Raw genomic sequence first — 17,007 nt, 5'->3', positions numbered from 1 at the left:
TGTGTAATGCATGCTTGCTCGATCATCCGTTAGCAACCGCAGGGCCGCGGTGCGCGGCACTCCGCGCCGCACGCGCCTGCCGGCCGACTTCTCGCGCCTCTGGGTCGCGCAGGGCGCGGGCGTCGCCGCCGCGCAGGTCGCCGAGCTCGCCCTGCCGCTGCTCGCCGTGCTCATGCTCAACGCGTCCGCCCTCGAGCTGGGCCTCCTCGGCGTCGCGCGCTGGCTGCCGTTCCTGCTGCTCGCACTGCCCCTCGGCGTGCTCGTCGACCGGCACCGGCGCCGCCCGATGATCGTCGTCTCCGACTGGGGCCGTGCCGCACTGACCGTCGCGATCATCGTCACGGCGGTCGCCGGCGTGCTGACGACGCCCGCACTGCTGCTGCTCGCGGCGGCGATCGGCTGCTTCACGGTGCTCTTCGAGGTCTCGTACCAGTCGATCGTGCCGAGCGTCGTGCCGCCCTCGGGGCTCGAGCGCGCGAACTCGCGCCTCGCGGCGACCGCGGCCGCCGTGCAGGTCGGCGGGCCGGGCCTCGGCGGCATGCTCGTGCAGCTCATCACCGCCCCGTTCGCCCTGCTCGTCACGGCGGTCGGCTACGTCGTGTCGGCGGTCTCGGTCAGCGGCATCCGCGCGCCCGAGTCGCCGTCGACCCGCCGTGCCGGCTTCACGACCGAGCTGCGCGAGGGCCTGTCGTACGTGCGGCGCGACAAGTACCTCGTCGCGAACCTCGGCTTCTCGGCGCTCTACAACCCGTTCATCCAGTGGGTCATGGTGCTCTTCCTGCTGCACGCCGTCGACGAGCTCGGCCTCGACGCGTTCCAGGTCGGCCTCATCCTCGCGATCGGCGCGACCGGCGCCCTCGCCGGCTCACTGCTCGCCGGGCCGCTCGTGCGCCGGTTCGGGGCGGGCCGCCCCATCCTGCTCACCGCGATCGCCGAGTGCGTCGTGCTGCTCCTGCTGCCGGTCGCGGATGCCTCGTGGGGGGCTCCGACGCTCGTGATCGTGCTCGGCCTCGTGTTCGCGGTGGGCGACGCCGGTGCGACGCTCTCGAGCGTCATTCTCATCACCATCCGGCAGCTGCGCACCCCCGACCACCTGCTCGGCCGCGTGAACGCGAGCATGCGCTGGGTGTCGTACGGCACGATCGCGTTCGGCGCCGCCGCGGGCGGCCTCGTCGGCGAGCTCGTCGGCACGCAGATCGGCATCCTGATCGGCGTGCTGTTCACCTTCTCGGCCGTGATCTGGGTCGCCCTCGGGCCGCTGCCGCGCGTCGGCGACCCGACCGACCTCGCGATCGCCGAGCGGCGTGAGCAGGAGGCATCCGCGGTCGCCGCGGCTTCCGCTGGTTGAGGAGCGAGCGACGAAGGAGCACGCGTCTCGAAACCTGATGATCCGGTCTCTGAAAGCGACTCACCGTGGTTTCGAGACGCGTCGCCGCTCCGCGTCGGCGCTCCTCAACCAGCGGAAGCGTTGCTCAGGTTATCGGCGGCGGATCGGCGCGCTCGGGTCGATCGCGGCGAGCGCCCCCTCGAGCGCCTCGGCGAGCGCGCGAACGCCGTCGGCGCCGGCGGGCGCGAGCTCGCGGTCGATCGCCGGCAGGTAGGCCTTCGCCCCGGCGAGAAACCGCCGCCGGCCCTCGGCGGTGAGCACCGCGTGGGCCGAACGCCGGTCGTCGGGGTTCGCCTTGCGCGCGACGAGCCCCGCCGCCACGAGGTCGTCGACGAGGCGGCTCACCCGAGTGCGGCTGAGCACGACCCGCTCCCCCAGCTGGCCCATCGTCAGGGGGCCGCCCTCGTCGTGCAGCTCGAGCAGCACGTCGTACCAGCTGAGGGGCAGTCCGCCTTCGGTCGCGACCGCCCGCTCGAGGCGCGGCAGCACGGCGGCATGCAGGCGCAGCAGGGACTCCCAGGCGCGTTCGGCGTCACTCGGCTTGCTCATGCCCGAACCCTATCACTTGCGTGCGTGCGCACACATATGTCAGACTCGCTCTCGTTCAACTTATGTGCGCGTGCACACACTTGAAGGGACCGAGCCATGACCACGCTCCTGCACATCTCCGCCTCCCCTCGCGGTGGGGCATCCCACTCGCTCGCCATCGCCCAGGCCTTCGTCGATGCGTTCGAGCAGGCCTCGCCCCACGCGACCGTCGAGCACTGGAACCTCTGGGACGGATCGCTGCCCGCCTTCGGCCCCGACGGGGCGGGCGCCAAGATGCGCGTGTTCGCGGGCGACGAGCCCGAGGGCGCCGAGGAGATCGCGTGGCACCGCGCCCGCCTCGCGTTCGAGCGCTTCGACGCGGCCGACCTCTACCTGTTCAGCCTGCCCATGTGGAACTCGGGCGTGCCCTACATCGCGAAGCAGTTCATCGACGTCGTGAGCCAGCCCGGCTGGGTATTCGGCTTCGACGGCGAGACCGGCTACTCGGGCCTGCTCGAGGGCAAGCGCGCCGCGGTCGTCTACACGGGCGCGGTCTACGGCGAGGGGCGTCCGCCCGCGTTCGGCGCCGACTTCCAGCGCCCGTTCTTCGAGAACTGGCTGCGCTGGGCGGGCATCGACGAGATCGACTCGGTCGAGTTCCGGCCGAACCTCGCGATCGCCGACGCCGAGCCCGGTCGGCTCGCCGCGCACGCCGAGGCCCGGCGGCTGGGCGCCGAGTTCGGCCGCGACGCGCGGGCGGCCGCTGCCTGACTCGCGGCGCCCCGCCCGGGCATTCGGGGGTTCACCCGATACCGCCCACCCGCACCGGTCCGCTTGGCTCGAGGCATGCCAATCGTCACGTTCCTGCGCGGGTGGGCGGCGGTCGCCGTCGGGTGCCTGCCGCTCTTCGCCCTCATGCTCACGCCCCAGCTCATGCGCAGTCGCGCGGGCAGCGAATCGTTGCTGATGGTGGGGATGCCGCTGCTGTTCGCCCTGCTCATCGCCGCCGTCGTGCTCGCACCCGTGCTGAACGCGATCGGGGCACCCGTCGCCGGCACCTGGCAGCCCCGCACGGCGATGCGGGCGGCCCGCGACGTCTGGCGCCGTCGCACCGGGCAGGCGTGGCTCGCGCTCGGCGTGCTCGTGCTCGTCTACGGCGCGGGACAGGCGGTCGGGTACCTCCTCGCCGAGGCCGTGCCCTACGTGCACGACAACCCGGATGCCGCGACCGACCCCTCGGCCCCGCTCTGGGTCATCGACTACCCCGCGTACGCGCTGCAGGCCGTCGTGCTCTACGCGTTCACGACGCTCGCGATCGCGATCTACGCCGCGATGCTCCGCACACTGGCGGTCAGGCCGGCCCGGTCGACGGCCGATGGGGTCGCGCGCCGACGCAATGCCAGTTCCGCCTCATCGTGAGGCGGAACTGGCACAGCTGTCGAGACCACACCTCGCCGTCGACGAGCGCCCGGCGGTTTCGAGACGCGTCGCCGCTTCGCGTCGGCGCTCCTCAACCCACGGAGGGTGCGGGCGCGTAGACGGCGAGGCGCTCGCGCAGCGAGCCGGCGTGCAGCTCGAACAGGTGTCCGTCGTCGTCGTAGAAGTAGACCGATGCGCCCTCGCCGTCGACGCGCGAGCGCGGCGGGCGCACGTCGAGACCGAGCTCCACGACCTTCGCACGCAGGCCGGGCAGGTCGGCCCGCTCGACCTGGAACGCGACGTGGTTGTAGCTGCGCGGCATCCCGCCCTCGCCGAGCATCGTCGCCACCCACGTCGCCGACTCGCCCTCGCCGACGAGGAAGAACCGCTCCTCCGAGAGCGAGAACGTCGCGCTGCCGCTGTCGTAGACGCGCACCGCGCCGAGCACCTCGGTGAGGATGCGCTCCATGCGGTCGAGGTCGCGCACGATGAAGGTCACATGGCTGAGTCCGCTGCTGGTCACCGGGTCAGGCTACGCGAGGCGCCTGCGTCCCTGAGCCCGATCTCCGTGCACGCACGGATGCGGCGCTCCACGGCCGCGCCGACACTCGCTCCTGTTGTCATCACCCGATTGAAGGAGCCCCCGATGACCGAATCCAACCCGACCATCTCGACCGGCATCGGCAGCGAGGCCGACCGCGAACTCAAAGCGAAGCACCGCAGCATGTGGGCGTCGGGCGACTACCCGGCCGTCGCGGCCGACCTCGTCTGGCCGCTCGGCGCGAAGCTCGTCGACGCGACGGGCGTGAACGCGGGCGACCGTGTGCTCGACATCGCGGCGGGCACCGGCAGTGCCGCGATCCGCGCCGCCCAGCGGGGCGCCGTCGTCACCGCGAGCGACCTCGTGCCCGAGCTCTTCGAGGCCGGCCGACGCAACGCGGCCGACGCCGGCGTCGAGCTCGAATGGGTCGAGGCCGACGCCGAGCGGCTGCCCTTCGACGACGGCGCGTTCGACGCGGCGATCTCGTCGATCGGCATCATGTTCGCCCCGCACCACGAAGCGGCGGCGGGCGAGCTCGTGCGCGTCGTGCGCCCCGGCGGCCGCGTCGGCGTGCTCAGCTGGACGCCCGAGGGATTCATCGGCCGGATGTTCCGGGCCATGAAGCCGTTCGCGGCGCCCCTGCCCGAGGGTGCGCAGCCCGCCCCGCTGTGGGGCGACGAGGCGCACGTGCGCGAGCTGCTCGGCGATGCCGTCGACGGCGTCGAGGTGCAGCGCGACTCGGTCGCGATCGGCCACTTCGCCACGGGCGCCGAGTTCCGCGACTACTTCACGGCGAACTACGGCCCGACGATCGCGGTGTACCGCCGCATCGCCGACGACGCCGACGCCGTGCGGGCGCTCGACGACGCACTCGCGGCGCTCGGCGACACGCAGCTGAAGGCCGACGGCGACGGCACGATGCGCTGGGAGTACCTGGTCGTCACCGCGACCCGTCGTTGACCGCTGCCGATCGACGCGCCGCAACCCCGTGAGCCGGTTCCACCGACCGGCTCACGGGGTTCGCGCCCGTCGGGAGCGTTTCGGTGCTGGCCCGGGTGCCCGCTACGGCGTCGCCGACTAGCCTGATCGCGCACCTACGCGTTCGAGGGGGTCGCGCATGGCCGAGTACACCGGCATCGCCAACGTGACGAAAGGGCTCTTCGTCTTCGTGCCCGGACTGCCGCCGAAGTCGATCGCAGGCCGGCAGCCGTGGCAGACCCTCGTCGACCGGCTGCGCGCCGACCTCGAACCGACCTGGCGGGTGGAGGTGTTCGAGCACGAACTCACGGCGACGTCGCGGGTCGATCTCGATCACGTGGTGCGCCGCCTCGCCGCCCAGATCCGCGACTGGTCGGGCGAGCTGTCGACCGATGTCGAAGAGCCCGACGGCATCATCGTCGCGGGCCACAGTTTCGGCGGCATCCTCGCCCGTGCCGCGTACCTGCTCGACTCGGCGACCCCCGAACGGCCCGGGCGCCGATGGACGACGCACCTCAAGCGGCTCGTGCTGCTCGGCAGTCCGAACTCCGGCTACCGCACCGACGCGCCGGGCACCCCGCTGCGATGGCGCCTCGCCTATGCGCTCGCGACGCCGTTCGCCGACTTCACCTTCGAGAAGGTCATGGCGGGCGGGTACTGGATCACGGATCTGCGCCTCCGCTGGCTCGAGGCCTTCCGCACCGGGCAGCCGGGCGAGTCGATGCGTCCGCGCGTCATCCAGATCCTCGGCACCTCCGACTTCCTCGTGACGCACGACGACATCCTCGACCAGAAGTTCATGCCGCGCACGAAGGTGTACGAGATCCCCGGGGCCGACCACGGCGGGCTCATCGCGCTCGACCGCGCCCGCGACCCGAAGCGGCGGTATCGCCAGCTCAAGGACGCGATCCTCGGCCGACCCGACGAGGAGGTCGCGCAGGAGCAGGAGCCGGTGCACGCGCCGACCGCGTTCATCCTGCACGGCATCCGCGCGTCGGCGCTCGGCACCTGGGTGCAAGACCTCGGCACGGGGTTCACGACGGCGTCGGGCGACGACGGCGCGCAGGTCGTGAGCCCCGACACCGGGTACTTCAGTGCGCTCGAGTTCGCGCTGCCCGGCACGCGGCGTCGCAAGGTGCACGAGTTCCTGCGCCTGTACGGCGAGGCGTACGCGACGCGCGACCCCGACTCGTTCGTCTTCGCGGGACACTCGAACGGCACGTACATGATGGCGCAGGCGCTCGACCGGGTGCCGGCCATGCGGTTCAAGCGCATCTACCTCGCGGGTACGGTGCTGCCCCGGCGGTACGGCTGGCAGCGGTTGTTCGAGAACGAGCAGATCGGGCATCGCGGCGGCGGCGACTGGACGACGGGCGAGGTGCGCGTCGACCGCGCGACCCTCGATGTGCCCGTGGGCATCCTCTGCTCGTGGCTGCGCGGGCTCGGCAGCCCCGACGTCGGCACGGCGGGCGTCGACGGCTTCGAGAACATCTCGGGGCGCGCGATCGACCAGAACCTCACGGTGCCGGGAGGTCACGGCGCGGCCCTCGCGCGCCGCGACCAGCTCGACGACATCGCCCGATATCTCACCGCGGGGCCGGGCGATGCCCCGCAGGGGCAAGCACCCCGGCAGGCCGCTCCCGTCGGCGAGCCGGGTCCGGATGCCGCGACGAAACCCGACCTCGGCCGGCGGGCGTTCCACGTCGCGAGCCGCGGCATCGGCCTCCCGCCGATCTCGTGGCTCATTCTCGGCGGGCTCGGATGGCTCGCCGGATTCGGCCTCGTCAGGCTGGGCCGTGCGAAGGGGGCGAAGTTCGCCGTCGGCACGGGCGCCGCGGCCGGCCTCGGGTTCTGGGCGCTCCTGCGGTCGATCTGAGCCGGGCGACCGCGGTCGGGTGCGGCGGAGTTCCCCCGGCCGCCGCGACCCGATGTCCGCCGCCCGTCACTGCACCGTCGCGCACGACGTGAATCCGCTCGTCGCCGACGAGAGCACCGTGCCGCCGACGCCCACGGCACCCGGCGTGCTCGTGTTGACGCTGTTGACGTAGGCCTCGACCTGCGGCGACGCCGTCTGCACCGGACTCAGGCCCTCGATGCCGAAGTCGTTCACGACCGGATCGGCGCCGACCTTCACGAGTTCGATGCCGGGCATCCCCTGGGCGCCGGTCGTCGTATTGCCCGTGATCGCGAGGCACAGCCGCGCATCGGTGGCGCCCGCCGTTCCCGATTCGGCGTAGATACCGGCGTACGCGCCCCCGGCGGGGGCTGCGACGACGTTGTTGCGCACCTGCGCCGTGAGCACCCCGGCCGACGCCGCCTGCACGGCGATGCCCGAAGCGCCGGTCTCCCGGATCTTGTTGTTGGTCACGCCCAAGCTCATCGTCGCGCTGGCGCCGTCCCTGGTGGTCGACGTCACGTGGATGCCCGGACAGGGCGTCTGGCTGCCGGCGGCGATGACGTTCCCATCGATGGTTCCCGTGACGTTCGCGGCGCCCGACGCGGCCATCACGATCGCCTGGCAGTCGAGGTGGCGGAGCGGTTCGGCGTCGGTGCCGTTGCCCGTGACAGTGAAGTTGCCGTCGCCCGTCCCCATGATCTGCAGCCACGCGAAGCGGCCGGCCTGCTGCCCGGGTCCGCCTGCGCCGCCGTCCATCCGGTTGCCGGTCACCGCGATGACGTTCGCCCCGCTGTTCGGCTGGCCGAGCATCGACTTCGCGGCACCGTCGGTGTTGCCGCCGAGCACGCGCACGCCGTAACCGCCGCGGAAGTCGGTGATCACGTTGCCCGAGATCGTGCCCTTCGTGATCGTCGCCGCGCCAGCTGAGCTGCCGGTCGCCGACACGACGACCGCCGATCCGGGGGTGAGCAGATCACCCGCATCCGAGATGCGGTTGCCGTTGATCGTCGCCTGCGAGATGGTGCCCCCGCGGTTGGCGATCGAGATGCCGGATGCCTCGTTCGAGGTGAGCACGTTGTTCGAGATCACGACCGCACCCGACAGGTTCGACAGGTTCGCACCGTCGAACGCGATGCCGTCTTCGCCGTCGGCGTCGCCCGCTCCGGTGACGGTGCCGTCGACGAACGAGAACCCGTCGACGCCGGCCCCCCACACGCCGTTGCCGGCGCTGTTCTCGACGCGCATGTTGCGCAACGAGACATCCACCGTGTTCTGCAGCGAGATGCCGTTACTCGTGGCGGCCGAAATCGTGCCGCCCGAGGCATCCCCGCCCTGAATCGAGCTGCCGCCGCCCGTGACGTGCAACCCGCCCGCGGTGCCCGTCGCGCCCAACATGATGCCGGACGCCGCCCCGTTCGACGAGATGCGTTCGAACGTGACGTCGTCGGCCCCGATGCCGGTCAGCGCGATCGAGAGCGCGGTGCCGGTCGTGCTCGCGAGCTTGTTGCCCGTGCCGGTGACGACGATCGTGCCCGAGGTGAACACGTCGAGCGCTCGACCGCTCGTCGTGGCGACGTCGAGGCCGCCGCCCGTGATCGAGAGGCTGTGCCCGCTGGAGGACCCGAACTCGACTCCATCGACGGCCCCGGTCTCGAGGTGCTTCGACGCCCCCGAGAGCACGGTGGCGCCGCCGGTGTTGTTCGCGACGACGATGCCGCCGCCCGCGTCGGGGCCGTCGGTGATCGATCCCGAGAGCGTGACCGTGCCGCCGGTGCGGTTCTGGATGTCGACGCTCGTGGTCGCCGCTCCGTCGGTGATCGAGCCGCCGTACGAGATGTCGCCGGTGCCGCCTCGCACTCTGAACGGCGTGAGTCCCGAGGGCCCCGCGGAGAGCTCGCCGGCCGCCGCCGAGAACGTGCCCGCGCCGATCTGGTCGATGTTGATGCCGTACACGCCGCTCTTCGTCGCGGTCACCTCGTCGAACGAGAGGTTCGAGCCCGACGACGCGCCGACGTGCACCGCCGGGCCGTTGGTCGCGACGATCTTCGCGGTCGCGCTCGCGGGCACGGTCACCGGGCCGGTCAGGCTGAGGCTGAATGCCGCCTGGCTCGCGCCCGTCGTGCGGATGTCGAGGTCGCCGAACGTGAGGGCGCCGGTCGTCTGCTGCAGGTTGACGCCGCCGCCGTTCGACACCCCGGCGGTGACGACCTGATCGATCTGGCTTCCCTCGAGGTTGCAGAGCCGCGCGAGCAACGCCCACCCGGTCCCCGCGGTGCGGATCTTCACGGTGGCCGCCGGGTCGAACACGACCTTCTGGGTGGAGTCGATGAGCACACCCAGGCCGAGGACGTCGACCTCGAGGTCGCCGATCAGGTTCGTGCCGGTCATGCCCTGCAGCGCGAGACCGATGCCGCCGTCGACGGTGTCGACGATGCGCACGTCGTCGATGGTCGCGTCACCGCCCGGGTCGCCGGCGATGTCGACGACACCGATGCCGCCGCCCGAGGTCGTGAGGTGCACCTCGATGCCGGCGACGCGGTTGCCGACGCCGAGGCCGACCACGTACATACCGGTGGCCATGGTGATCGTCGGCCGCTTGGTCGGGTCGCCGGTGTGCAGGGTGCGGCCGCCGACGACGAGGTCGGATGCCTCGCCGATGAGCTGCTGGTCGTCGTCGAGCACGATCGCGGTCGAGTAGCCGGTCGTGGTGCCGTCGCCGCGGAAGACGAAGATGTCGTCGCCCGCGCTGCTCGCCGCTGCGGCCTGCGCGATCGTGTCGAACGGCCGGCTCACGTTGCCGTCGTTGCCGTCGGCGGCGTTGTCGACGTACCAGACGCAGTCGCTGATGGCGATGGTCACGTGCCCTTTGTCGGTGAGCGCGCCGTCGGTGACGGTGTACTCGAACCCGTCGGTGGTGGCGGTGCAGCCGTCGGGCGGCAGGTAGGCGACGTCGCCGTCGGCCTCGAGGTAGGCGAGCCCGCCTTGCTCGGTCACGGTGACGGCCGACACGATCGCGAGCTCGGTGCCGGGGTCGGCGTCGGTGTCGCCGTCGAGCAGGTCGCCCACGACGACGAGGTGCGGGCGGGCGGGGTCGATCGCCCCGTCGGTCGGGTCGTCGATGACGAGCAGGGTGTTGCCGACCGCCGCCTTCGCACCGTCGAACGTCTCGTCGTCGGCATGCGGCGCGTCGGCGATGCACGTCACCGTGACCGCGACCTGCGCGTTCGCGTCGCCCGGGCCGAGCGTGTAGCTGAACACGTCGGGGTCGCCGCCGGGGGCGTTGCAGTAGTCCGCGTCGGGCTCGTAGGTGAGCCCGGTGCCGCCGCCCGTGATGGCGACCGTGCCGTGGTCGGGCTGCACGACGCTCGTGATGCTGCGGGGACCGCCGTCGGCATCGGGGTCGTTCGCGAGCACGTCGATCGCCGTGGCGGAGGCATCCTCGGCGACCGTCGCCTCGTCGTCGACGGCATCGGGCAGGTCGTCGACGCACGTGACGGTCAGGGACACCGTCGTGGTCGAGCCGCCGGGCGCGAGCGTGTAGGTGAAGTCGTCGGTCGTCGTGCCGGGCGGGTCGTTGCAGAACCCCGGGTCGGGTTCGTAGGTGAGGGATGCCGCGTCGCCGGCGATCTCGACCGTGCCGTGGTCGGGCTGGCCGACCAGGTCGATCGCCATCGGCCCGCCGTCGGCGTTGCTGTCGTTCGCGAGCACGTCGATGGTCGAGGCGCCGCTGTCCTCGTCGACGGTCGCACCGTCGGCGACCGCCGTCGGCGGTATGTCCTCATCGACGTCGCCGACGTGGATCGTGAACGCCTGCTCGAGGCTGCCGCCGTATCCATCGGTGCCGCGCACGCGGATCGAGTAGCTCTGCTTCGCCTCGTAGTCGAAGCTCGCGGCGGTCTTCAGGGTCGAGCCGGTGATCGTGAAGCTCGCATTGTCGTCGCTTCCCGTGCCGCTCACGAGCGAGAACGCGGCCGTCGCGGCGGGGTCGCCGTCGACGAGGGCGAGCGTGCCGACGACGGTGCCCGCCGGCTCGTTCTCGAGCACGTCGTCGTTCGAGAGGGTGAGGGCGCTCGGGTCGTGGTTGCCGATCACCCAGCGCTGCTCCCCGGCGAGGCACGCGGTCGAGGCATCCACCCGCCGAAGCACGCCCGAGCTCGGGGCGCAGAAGTACACGGGCTCGCCGGTCGTCGTCGGCACGACGAGCTTGGTGCCGGCCGGCTTCGTGCCCGTGCACGACTTCGCCGAGGTGAAGCGCCGCACCGAGCCGTCGGGCTGGATGCACAGCGTGGTCGGCCCGGGCCAGATGGTGACCGCCGTCTCCTGCTTCGGCCGGCAGTCGCCGGCGCTCGTCGCCGCGCGCATGAGCCCGTTCGACTTCTGGGCGCAGGCGTAGCGCAACTGCGTGCCGTCGTCGGCCGCGAACGAGACCGATGGCGTCGCGACCGCGAGGATCGTCGCGACGACCGTGAGCAGGACGAGCGCGAGCAGCCTCGGTCGATGCGAGTCGAGCGCGGGCGCCTCGGAGCTCTTCGGGCGGGACGTGGACATGGGTCCTCCTCGAGGCGGCACCATCGCCGTCGATCCGCGACCGTCGGGCTCGGCGCGGAACTAGAGCCAACACTCGACCTCTGACGCCCGATGCACCAGACCCGAGAACGGGGGTGGCACCGCGCGCGTCGGTGCCGTCGGGTGCTCGTCGTTGTGCCGGGCGCCCGACCGGAGGATCCTGAGAGCATGACCGATCGTGAGGATTTCTTGATTTGGCTGCACGAGGACTTCGTGCAGGCCGAGCGGGCGATGTTCAACGGCGACGACGGACCGCGCCGCAAGATCTGGGCGCACGACGAACCGGTGAGCGTGCTCGGCGCGTGGCGCAACGCCACGAACCGGGCCGAGCTGATCGAGGCGTTCGAGGAGCTCTCGGCGAGCTTCTCGAACTGCGACGAGTACGCGTACGAGCTCATCTCGTTCGACGTGCAGGGCGACATGGCCTACACCGTGGGCTACGAGCGGGTGTCAACCTCGGTCGACGGCCGGCCGCGCTCGTTCACGCTGCGCGCGACGCAGGTCTACCGCCGCGGCGACGACGGCTGGCAGGTCGTGCACCGGCACGCCGACACGATCGGGTAGCCGCCGCACCTCGCCCATCGGCCGATCGGCCGATGCGGTCGAGCCGCTCGGCCGATGTGCGCGGTGCCGCGCCGGCGCGAGCATCGGTGCATGACCATCACGACCGCCGCCGCACGCCGCACCGCGACCCGCCGCCCCGAGTGGCTCGTTCCCGCGGGCCTCATCGCCCTGAGCCTCGTGCCGCTCATCGCCGGCGCCTTCCGCCTCACCTCGCTCGCGAGCGGCGGCCCCGTGACCGCCGAGAACGCGCGGTTCTTCGACTCGCCCGTCCCGGTGATCGTGCACGTCGTGGGCTCGAGCGTGTTCCTCGTGCTCGGCGCACTGCAGTTCGCCCCGTCGCTGCGCCGTCGCCGATGGCACCGCGTCGCCGGGCGCATCGCGGCTCCCGCGGGCTTGCTCTCGGCGGGCTCGGCGCTGTGGATGACGCTCTTCTACACGATGCCCGCGGTGAACGGCACGGCGCTCTGGGTGATGCGCCTGGGCTTCGGCACGGCGATGGCGGCGGCGATCGTCGTCGCGTTCGTCGCGATCCGCCGAGGCGACGTGCCGACGCACAGCGCCTGGATGACGCGCGCCTACGCGATCGGGCTCGGCGCCGGCACGCAGGTGTTCACGTTCCTGCCGTTCACGCTCGTGCTCGGCGCGCCCGGCGAGGCGATGCACGCGGTGCTCATGGGCGCGGGCTGGGTGATCAACCTCGCGGTGGCCGAGGTCGTCATCCGTCGCCGACGTATCATCGGGGCATGACGAGCCCCGCCCGCGCGCTCTGGGACGCGCCGGCCGCCTCACCTCCGCCGCCGCGGCGGGTCTGGCGCGACTGGGCGCTCGTCGGGCTCGTACCGCTGCTCGCACTGTTCGAGGCTGCGCTGCGACCCGAGGTGCCGTGGCGCTGGCTGTGGGTGGTCGTGCTCGTGGCGCTCGCGCCCACGCTGCTCTGGCGACGCGCGCGGCCGCTGACGATGCTCGCGATCGCGTTCGGCGTCGGCACGGCGGTGAGCGTCGCGACGGGCGGCGACTCGCAGCTGTTCACGACCGCATACTTCCTCGTGCTCGTCTACGCGACATTCCGCTGGGGGTCGGGCCGCGCGATGCTCGGAGGGGCTGCCCTCGTGGTCGCCGGCATCCTGCTCGAGTTCGTCTCGGGTGCTCCGCCGGCCGGCGACGTCATCGGCGGGCTCGCGGTCGCGATCACGACGTGCACCCTCGGCGTGGCGTTCCGCTGGCGTGCGGGCGCCCGTGCACGCGAGCTCGACCGGGCCCGCCTGCTCGAGCGCGAGCAGCTCGCACGCGACCTCCACGACACGGTCGCGCATCACGTGTCGGCGATCGCCATCCAGGCGCAGGCGGGCACCGCGGTCGCGCCGAGCGATCCGGCCGCGGCCGCCCGGGTGCTGCGCGTGATCGAGGGCGAGGCGTCGCGCACCCTCGACGAGATGCGTGCGATCGTGCGCGTGCTGCGCCGGCCCGACGGCGCGGCAGCCGCCGACGCCGAGCTCGCTCCCCTGCCCGGCATCGCCGAGCTGCGCGGTCTCGCCGCGAGCGACGGCACTCCCGTGGTCGAGGTGCGCACCGACGGCGACGTCGACGCGCTGCCGCCGCTCGTCGCGGCGACCGTCTTCCGCCTCGCGCAAGAGGCCGTGACCAACGCCCGGCGGCACGCCCGCGCCGCGACGCGGGTCGAGGTGGCGGTGCTCGCCGACGCCGACGGCGTGCGGCTGTCGGTGCACGACGACGGCGAGCCCGAGGCATCCGCGCAAGCCGGTTTCGGCCTCACGGGCATGGCTGAGCGGGCCGCCCTACTCGGCGGCACCTGCCAGGCCGGCCCCGCGCCGCGCAGCGGGTGGACCGTCGCCGCGGTGCTGCCGCGCGCAGGATGGTCGTCATGAACGTGCGGGTGCTGATCGCCGACGACCAGGAGCTCGTGCGCTCGGGCCTGCGCATGATCCTCGATGCGCAACCCGGCATCGAGGTCGTCGGCGAGGCCGCCGACGGTGCCGCGGCGGTCGCCCTCGCACGCGAGCTGCGGCCCGACGTGTGCCTGTTCGACATCCGGATGCCGCTCATGGACGGCCTCGAGGCCACCCGCGAGCTCGCCGGGCCGGGTGTCGCCGACCCCCTGCCCGTCGTCGTCATCACGACGTTCGACCTCGACGAGTACGTGTACGGGGCGCTGCGCGTGGGCGCACGGGGGTTCCTGCTCAAGAACGCCGGGCCCGTGCTGCTCACCGAGGCCGTGCACGCGGCCGCTCGCGGCGACGCGCTCATCGATCCGAACGTGACGGTGCGGCTCATCGAGGCGTTCGCCGGCACGGCGCCTGCCGGGTCGGACACCAGCCCGCCGGCGAGTCCAGCCTCGCCACTCACCGACCGCGAGGAGGACGTGCTCGACGCCGTCGCGCGCGGTCTCGGCAATGCCGAGATCGGGCGCGAACTGCACATCTCGCTCAGCACGGTGAAGACGCATCTCGCGAGCATCATGGCGAAGATCGGCGCCCGCAACCGGGTCGAGCTCGCGATCTGGGCGCACGAGCGCGGCGGGCACGACGCCGCTCGCGGCGGCGAGCGCCGCCCGACGCGCGAGCGATGAGCCGCGGCATCCCGAGAACTGGGGTGTCGGCGGCGATTGTGCGCGGTCGCGCACGGGAGGATCCTGAACCCATGACCATTGCTGAGGATTGCTCGCACCCATGACCGCGACGGTCGAGGTCGACTACCTCGTCGTCGGCGCAGGCGCCATGGGCATGGCGTTCACCGACACGCTGATCGACCACGCCGAGGGCGTTCGCGTCGCGCTCGTCGACCGGCGCCACAGTGTCGGCGGGCACTGGCTCGAGGCCTACCCGTTCGTACGACTGCACCAGGCATCGGCCCTCTACGGGGTGCCGTCGACCCTGCTCGGCGGCGGCCGCGTGCAGCATCGCGGGCCCGAGACCGGGCTGCAGGAGCGCGCGTCGAAGTCGGAGATCTGCGCCTACTACGAGCGCATCCTCGCCGACCGGATGCTCGAGTCGGACCGGGTCGAGTTCTACCCGGGCTGCGAGTACCTCGGCGACCGCACGTTCGTCTCGCGGGTGTCGGGCGCGCGGTACACCGTGCCCGAACGCTGCCGCGTCGTGGACGCCCGCTACCTCGCGCCGCGCGTGCCCGCCGAGGTGCCGCCGCCGTTCGCGGTCGACGACGACGTGCGGGTCATCCCGGTCAACGAGCTCGCCCACGTCGAGGCGGCGCCGAGCCGATACGTGATCGCCGGGTCGGGCAAGACGGCGACCGATGCGATCGTGTGGCTGCTCGGCCGCGGCGTCGCTCCCGATGCGATCACGTGGGTGCGCCCCAGGGATCCGTGGATGGTGAACCGGGCCGCGCAGCAGCCGGTGCCCGAGGTGTTCCTCGGCATGGTCGCCGACATCATGGAGTCGGCTGTGCGGTCGGACTCGCTCGAGCAGCTCTTCCTCCACCTGGAGGACGCCGGCGTCATGCTGCGCATCGACCGGTCGGTGATGCCCACGATGGCCAAGGCGCCCACCCTCGGCACGTGGGAGCTCGAGCTGCTGCGCACGATCGAGCACGTCGTGCGGCTCGGGCACCTCCGGCGGGCGCAGCGCGGGCGGCTCGAGTTCGCCGGCGAGTCGGTCGCGATCACCGACGACGCCCTCGTCGTGCACTGCGCCGGCTCGGGCCTCATGTATCCGCCGCTCGTGCCGATCTGGGCGCCCGGCACGATCACGCTCCAGCCGATCCGTGCGGGGTTCCCGACGTTCGGTGCGGCGATCGCCGGCTACGTCGAGGCGACCCGCGCCGACGACGACGAGAAGAACCGGCTCGCCCCGCCGTCGCCCTACCCCGACTCGATGGCGGCATGGGCGCGCATGATCGCCGTCGGCGGCCGCAACGCGGCGAGATTCGGATCGGAGCCCGACATCGCCGAGTGGGCGTCGACGGTCGCGACGAACCCGGCCCGCATCGCGCCCGGCACGCCGCACTCGACGCAGCTCGACTCGGTGCTCGAGCGGCTGGTCGCCCACTCGGCCCCGGGCACCGCCCGCCTCGAGGAGCTCAGCGCCCACCCCGCCGGTTGAGTAGCGCCCGACGAAGGCGGTGGGTTGAGGAGGCGCGCTAGCGCCGTCTCGAAACCAGCACGCGTCTCGAAACCCGGCGAACAGGTCTCGCCCGTCTCCTCCGTCGCTACCCGCCCACGCAGTTCGGGTCGCCCTCACCCATGCAGCCCCCGCCTCCGCCGGGATCGACGGGCACGGGCTGCGGCTCGGGCATGAAGCGGTCGGCCGGAACCGGGAGGGCGAAGATGATGACCAGCCCGAGGCATCCGATGATGCATGCCGTGATGATGAGCCCGCGCCGGCGACTGATCGCGGCGAACACGACCGCGCCGATCAGCGCGCCGAGCGTGAGCGCAGCCGTGACGAGGTAGCGGTTCTCGTCGGCAGGCGTGACCTGCACCGGTACTCCGAAGAGCGTGAAATACGTCTCGAACGCCTGCCAGGCGAGCACGAGTGCCAGCAGCCCGCCGACGGCGAGCAGCCCACCGGCGACCTTCGCCGACCACCGGCCGCCGCTCAGGAACGCCGCCGAGCACGCGACGCCGAGTGCGACGACCGCGGTGAGGATGCCGGCGTCGATCAACGCGATGCCGTTGCCGAGCACTGCGGCGATCCCGCCCGAGGCGATGCCCGGCGCGCCGCGCACGATGGATACGAGCACCACCGCGACGGGCGCGGCCAGCACGATCAGCCCCCAGCGCCCCGGTCTGCGCATCGATCGCAGCCCGAACTGCACGGCTGCGGCGAGCGCGACCCAGACGAGCAGGTTCGGGTCGACGACCATTGCGACGAGCGGGAACAGCCACTCGCCCGAGCCGAAACCGTACGACGAGATGACGAGCAGCAGCAGGCCGACGACGCGAAGCACGACGACGGATGCCACGAGCACGAGCAGTTCGACGGCGCGGGCGCGCACGTCGAAGGCGGCGCGTTCGGGTGCGACCGGGTCGGGTGCACCGGTGTCGCCGTCTGCGTCGGGTAGGGCTCCGCTCATCCGTGGAGTCTCTCGCAACTCGGCGGCGCGCACCACAGGGACACCCCTGAGCGCTGACGGCCTGAGTCGGTCGAGTAG

The 17,007-nt window shown here is 72.3% G+C and carries 14 protein-coding genes; 10 read left to right on the top strand and 4 right to left on the bottom strand.

Going from position 1 to position 17,007, the window contains the following annotated elements; all coding sequences use genetic code 11:
* Positions 1–49: 49 nt before the first annotated feature.
* Positions 50–1,348, top strand: a complete 1,299-nt coding sequence (locus AC3RJ6_RS06095; RefSeq protein ID WP_491426017.1) for an MFS transporter — start codon at positions 50–52, stop codon at positions 1,346–1,348.
* 129 nt (positions 1,349–1,477) lie between these two features.
* On the opposite strand, the gene AC3RJ6_RS06090 is transcribed toward AC3RJ6_RS06095, so the two are convergent.
* Positions 1,478–1,936: a MarR family winged helix-turn-helix transcriptional regulator gene (locus tag AC3RJ6_RS06090; protein WP_491426016.1), complete on the bottom strand. Its 459-nt coding sequence runs from the start codon at positions 1,934–1,936 to the stop codon at positions 1,478–1,480.
* Between the two features lie 96 nt (positions 1,937–2,032).
* Here AC3RJ6_RS06090 and AC3RJ6_RS06085 point away from each other — a divergent pair, with 96 nt between their 5' ends.
* Both AC3RJ6_RS06085 and AC3RJ6_RS06080 read left to right on the top strand, forming a co-directional pair.
* Positions 2,033–2,686 carry an FMN-dependent NADH-azoreductase gene (locus AC3RJ6_RS06085; RefSeq protein WP_491426015.1) on the top strand — a complete coding sequence of 218 codons (654 nt, stop codon included), beginning with the start codon at positions 2,033–2,035 and terminating at the stop codon, positions 2,684–2,686.
* A gap of 75 nt (positions 2,687–2,761) precedes the next feature.
* A complete protein-coding gene (locus AC3RJ6_RS06080; RefSeq protein ID WP_491426014.1) occupies positions 2,762–3,334 on the top strand; it encodes a hypothetical protein in 573 nt (190 codons plus the stop codon).
* Between the two features lie 91 nt (positions 3,335–3,425).
* Here the strand turns inward: AC3RJ6_RS06080 and fosX are convergent, their stop codons facing one another.
* Positions 3,426–3,857, bottom strand: a complete 432-nt coding sequence (gene fosX, locus AC3RJ6_RS06075) for a FosX/FosE/FosI family fosfomycin resistance hydrolase (protein ID WP_491426013.1) — start codon at positions 3,855–3,857, stop codon at positions 3,426–3,428.
* 123 nt (positions 3,858–3,980) lie between these two features.
* Between fosX and AC3RJ6_RS06070 the strand changes: the two genes are divergently transcribed.
* Positions 3,981–4,835, top strand: coding sequence for a class I SAM-dependent methyltransferase (locus AC3RJ6_RS06070; protein ID WP_491426012.1), 855 nt, complete (start codon positions 3,981–3,983; stop codon positions 4,833–4,835).
* Between the two features lie 157 nt (positions 4,836–4,992).
* Entirely contained in the window at positions 4,993–6,729 is a 1,737-nt protein-coding gene (locus AC3RJ6_RS06065) for an alpha/beta fold hydrolase (RefSeq protein ID WP_491426011.1), read from the top strand.
* A gap of 66 nt (positions 6,730–6,795) precedes the next feature.
* On the opposite strand, the gene AC3RJ6_RS06060 is transcribed toward AC3RJ6_RS06065, so the two are convergent.
* Positions 6,796–11,298, bottom strand: coding sequence for a beta strand repeat-containing protein (locus AC3RJ6_RS06060; protein ID WP_491426010.1), 4,503 nt, complete (start codon positions 11,296–11,298; stop codon positions 6,796–6,798).
* 186 nt (positions 11,299–11,484) lie between these two features.
* Between AC3RJ6_RS06060 and AC3RJ6_RS06055 the strand changes: the two genes are divergently transcribed.
* The 5 genes from AC3RJ6_RS06055 (at position 11,485) to AC3RJ6_RS06035 (ending at position 15,956) form a co-directional block, all read left to right on the top strand.
* Entirely contained in the window at positions 11,485–11,880 is a 396-nt protein-coding gene (locus tag AC3RJ6_RS06055; RefSeq protein ID WP_491426009.1) for a YybH family protein, read from the top strand.
* 90 nt (positions 11,881–11,970) lie between these two features.
* Positions 11,971–12,627, top strand: a complete 657-nt coding sequence (locus AC3RJ6_RS06050; RefSeq protein WP_491426008.1) for a DUF2306 domain-containing protein — start codon at positions 11,971–11,973, stop codon at positions 12,625–12,627.
* Positions 12,624–13,766 (top strand): sensor histidine kinase, encoded by a 1,143-nt coding sequence (locus tag AC3RJ6_RS06045; protein WP_491426006.1) that lies wholly within the window; start codon positions 12,624–12,626, stop codon positions 13,764–13,766. Before AC3RJ6_RS06050 ends, AC3RJ6_RS06045 begins: the two co-directional genes overlap by 4 nt.
* Positions 13,763–14,467: a response regulator gene (locus tag AC3RJ6_RS06040; RefSeq protein ID WP_491426005.1), complete on the top strand. Its 705-nt coding sequence runs from the start codon at positions 13,763–13,765 to the stop codon at positions 14,465–14,467. The genes AC3RJ6_RS06045 and AC3RJ6_RS06040 overlap by 4 nt, the downstream gene beginning before the upstream one ends.
* Positions 14,468–14,567: 100 nt before the next feature.
* Positions 14,568–15,956, top strand: coding sequence for an NAD(P)-binding protein (locus tag AC3RJ6_RS06035; protein WP_491426004.1), 1,389 nt, complete (start codon positions 14,568–14,570; stop codon positions 15,954–15,956).
* A 106-nt stretch (positions 15,957–16,062) separates the two neighbouring features.
* Here AC3RJ6_RS06035 and AC3RJ6_RS06030 read toward each other — a convergent pair whose 3' ends face one another.
* Positions 16,063–16,929, bottom strand: a complete 867-nt coding sequence (locus tag AC3RJ6_RS06030) for a hypothetical protein (protein WP_491426002.1) — start codon at positions 16,927–16,929, stop codon at positions 16,063–16,065.
* Positions 16,930–17,007 lie beyond the last annotated feature (78 nt).

This window comes from Agromyces cucurbitae (genome assembly GCF_058349945.1).
This window is presented reverse-complemented; position numbering and strand designations above follow the sequence as displayed.

What these genes read in the sequence shown, in the direction of transcription:
- AC3RJ6_RS06090 (WP_491426016.1), bottom strand. Translation starts at nt 1,936, where the DNA reads ATGAGCAAGCCGAGTGACGCCGAACGCGCCTGGGAGTCCCTGCTGCGC.
- AC3RJ6_RS06085 (WP_491426015.1), top strand. Translation starts at nt 2,033, where the DNA reads ATGACCACGCTCCTGCACATCTCCGCCTCCCCTCGCGGTGGGGCATCC.
- AC3RJ6_RS06080 (WP_491426014.1), top strand. Translation starts at nt 2,762, where the DNA reads ATGCCAATCGTCACGTTCCTGCGCGGGTGGGCGGCGGTCGCCGTCGGG.
- AC3RJ6_RS06070 (WP_491426012.1), top strand. Translation starts at nt 3,981, where the DNA reads ATGACCGAATCCAACCCGACCATCTCGACCGGCATCGGCAGCGAGGCC.
- AC3RJ6_RS06065 (WP_491426011.1), top strand. Translation starts at nt 4,993, where the DNA reads ATGGCCGAGTACACCGGCATCGCCAACGTGACGAAAGGGCTCTTCGTC.
- AC3RJ6_RS06060 (WP_491426010.1), bottom strand. Translation starts at nt 11,298, where the DNA reads ATGTCCACGTCCCGCCCGAAGAGCTCCGAGGCGCCCGCGCTCGACTCG.
- AC3RJ6_RS06055 (WP_491426009.1), top strand. Translation starts at nt 11,485, where the DNA reads ATGACCGATCGTGAGGATTTCTTGATTTGGCTGCACGAGGACTTCGTG.
- AC3RJ6_RS06050 (WP_491426008.1), top strand. Translation starts at nt 11,971, where the DNA reads ATGACCATCACGACCGCCGCCGCACGCCGCACCGCGACCCGCCGCCCC.
- AC3RJ6_RS06045 (WP_491426006.1), top strand. Translation starts at nt 12,624, where the DNA reads ATGACGAGCCCCGCCCGCGCGCTCTGGGACGCGCCGGCCGCCTCACCT.
- AC3RJ6_RS06040 (WP_491426005.1), top strand. Translation starts at nt 13,763, where the DNA reads ATGAACGTGCGGGTGCTGATCGCCGACGACCAGGAGCTCGTGCGCTCG.
- AC3RJ6_RS06035 (WP_491426004.1), top strand. Translation starts at nt 14,568, where the DNA reads ATGACCGCGACGGTCGAGGTCGACTACCTCGTCGTCGGCGCAGGCGCC.
- AC3RJ6_RS06030 (WP_491426002.1), bottom strand. Translation starts at nt 16,929, where the DNA reads ATGAGCGGAGCCCTACCCGACGCAGACGGCGACACCGGTGCACCCGAC.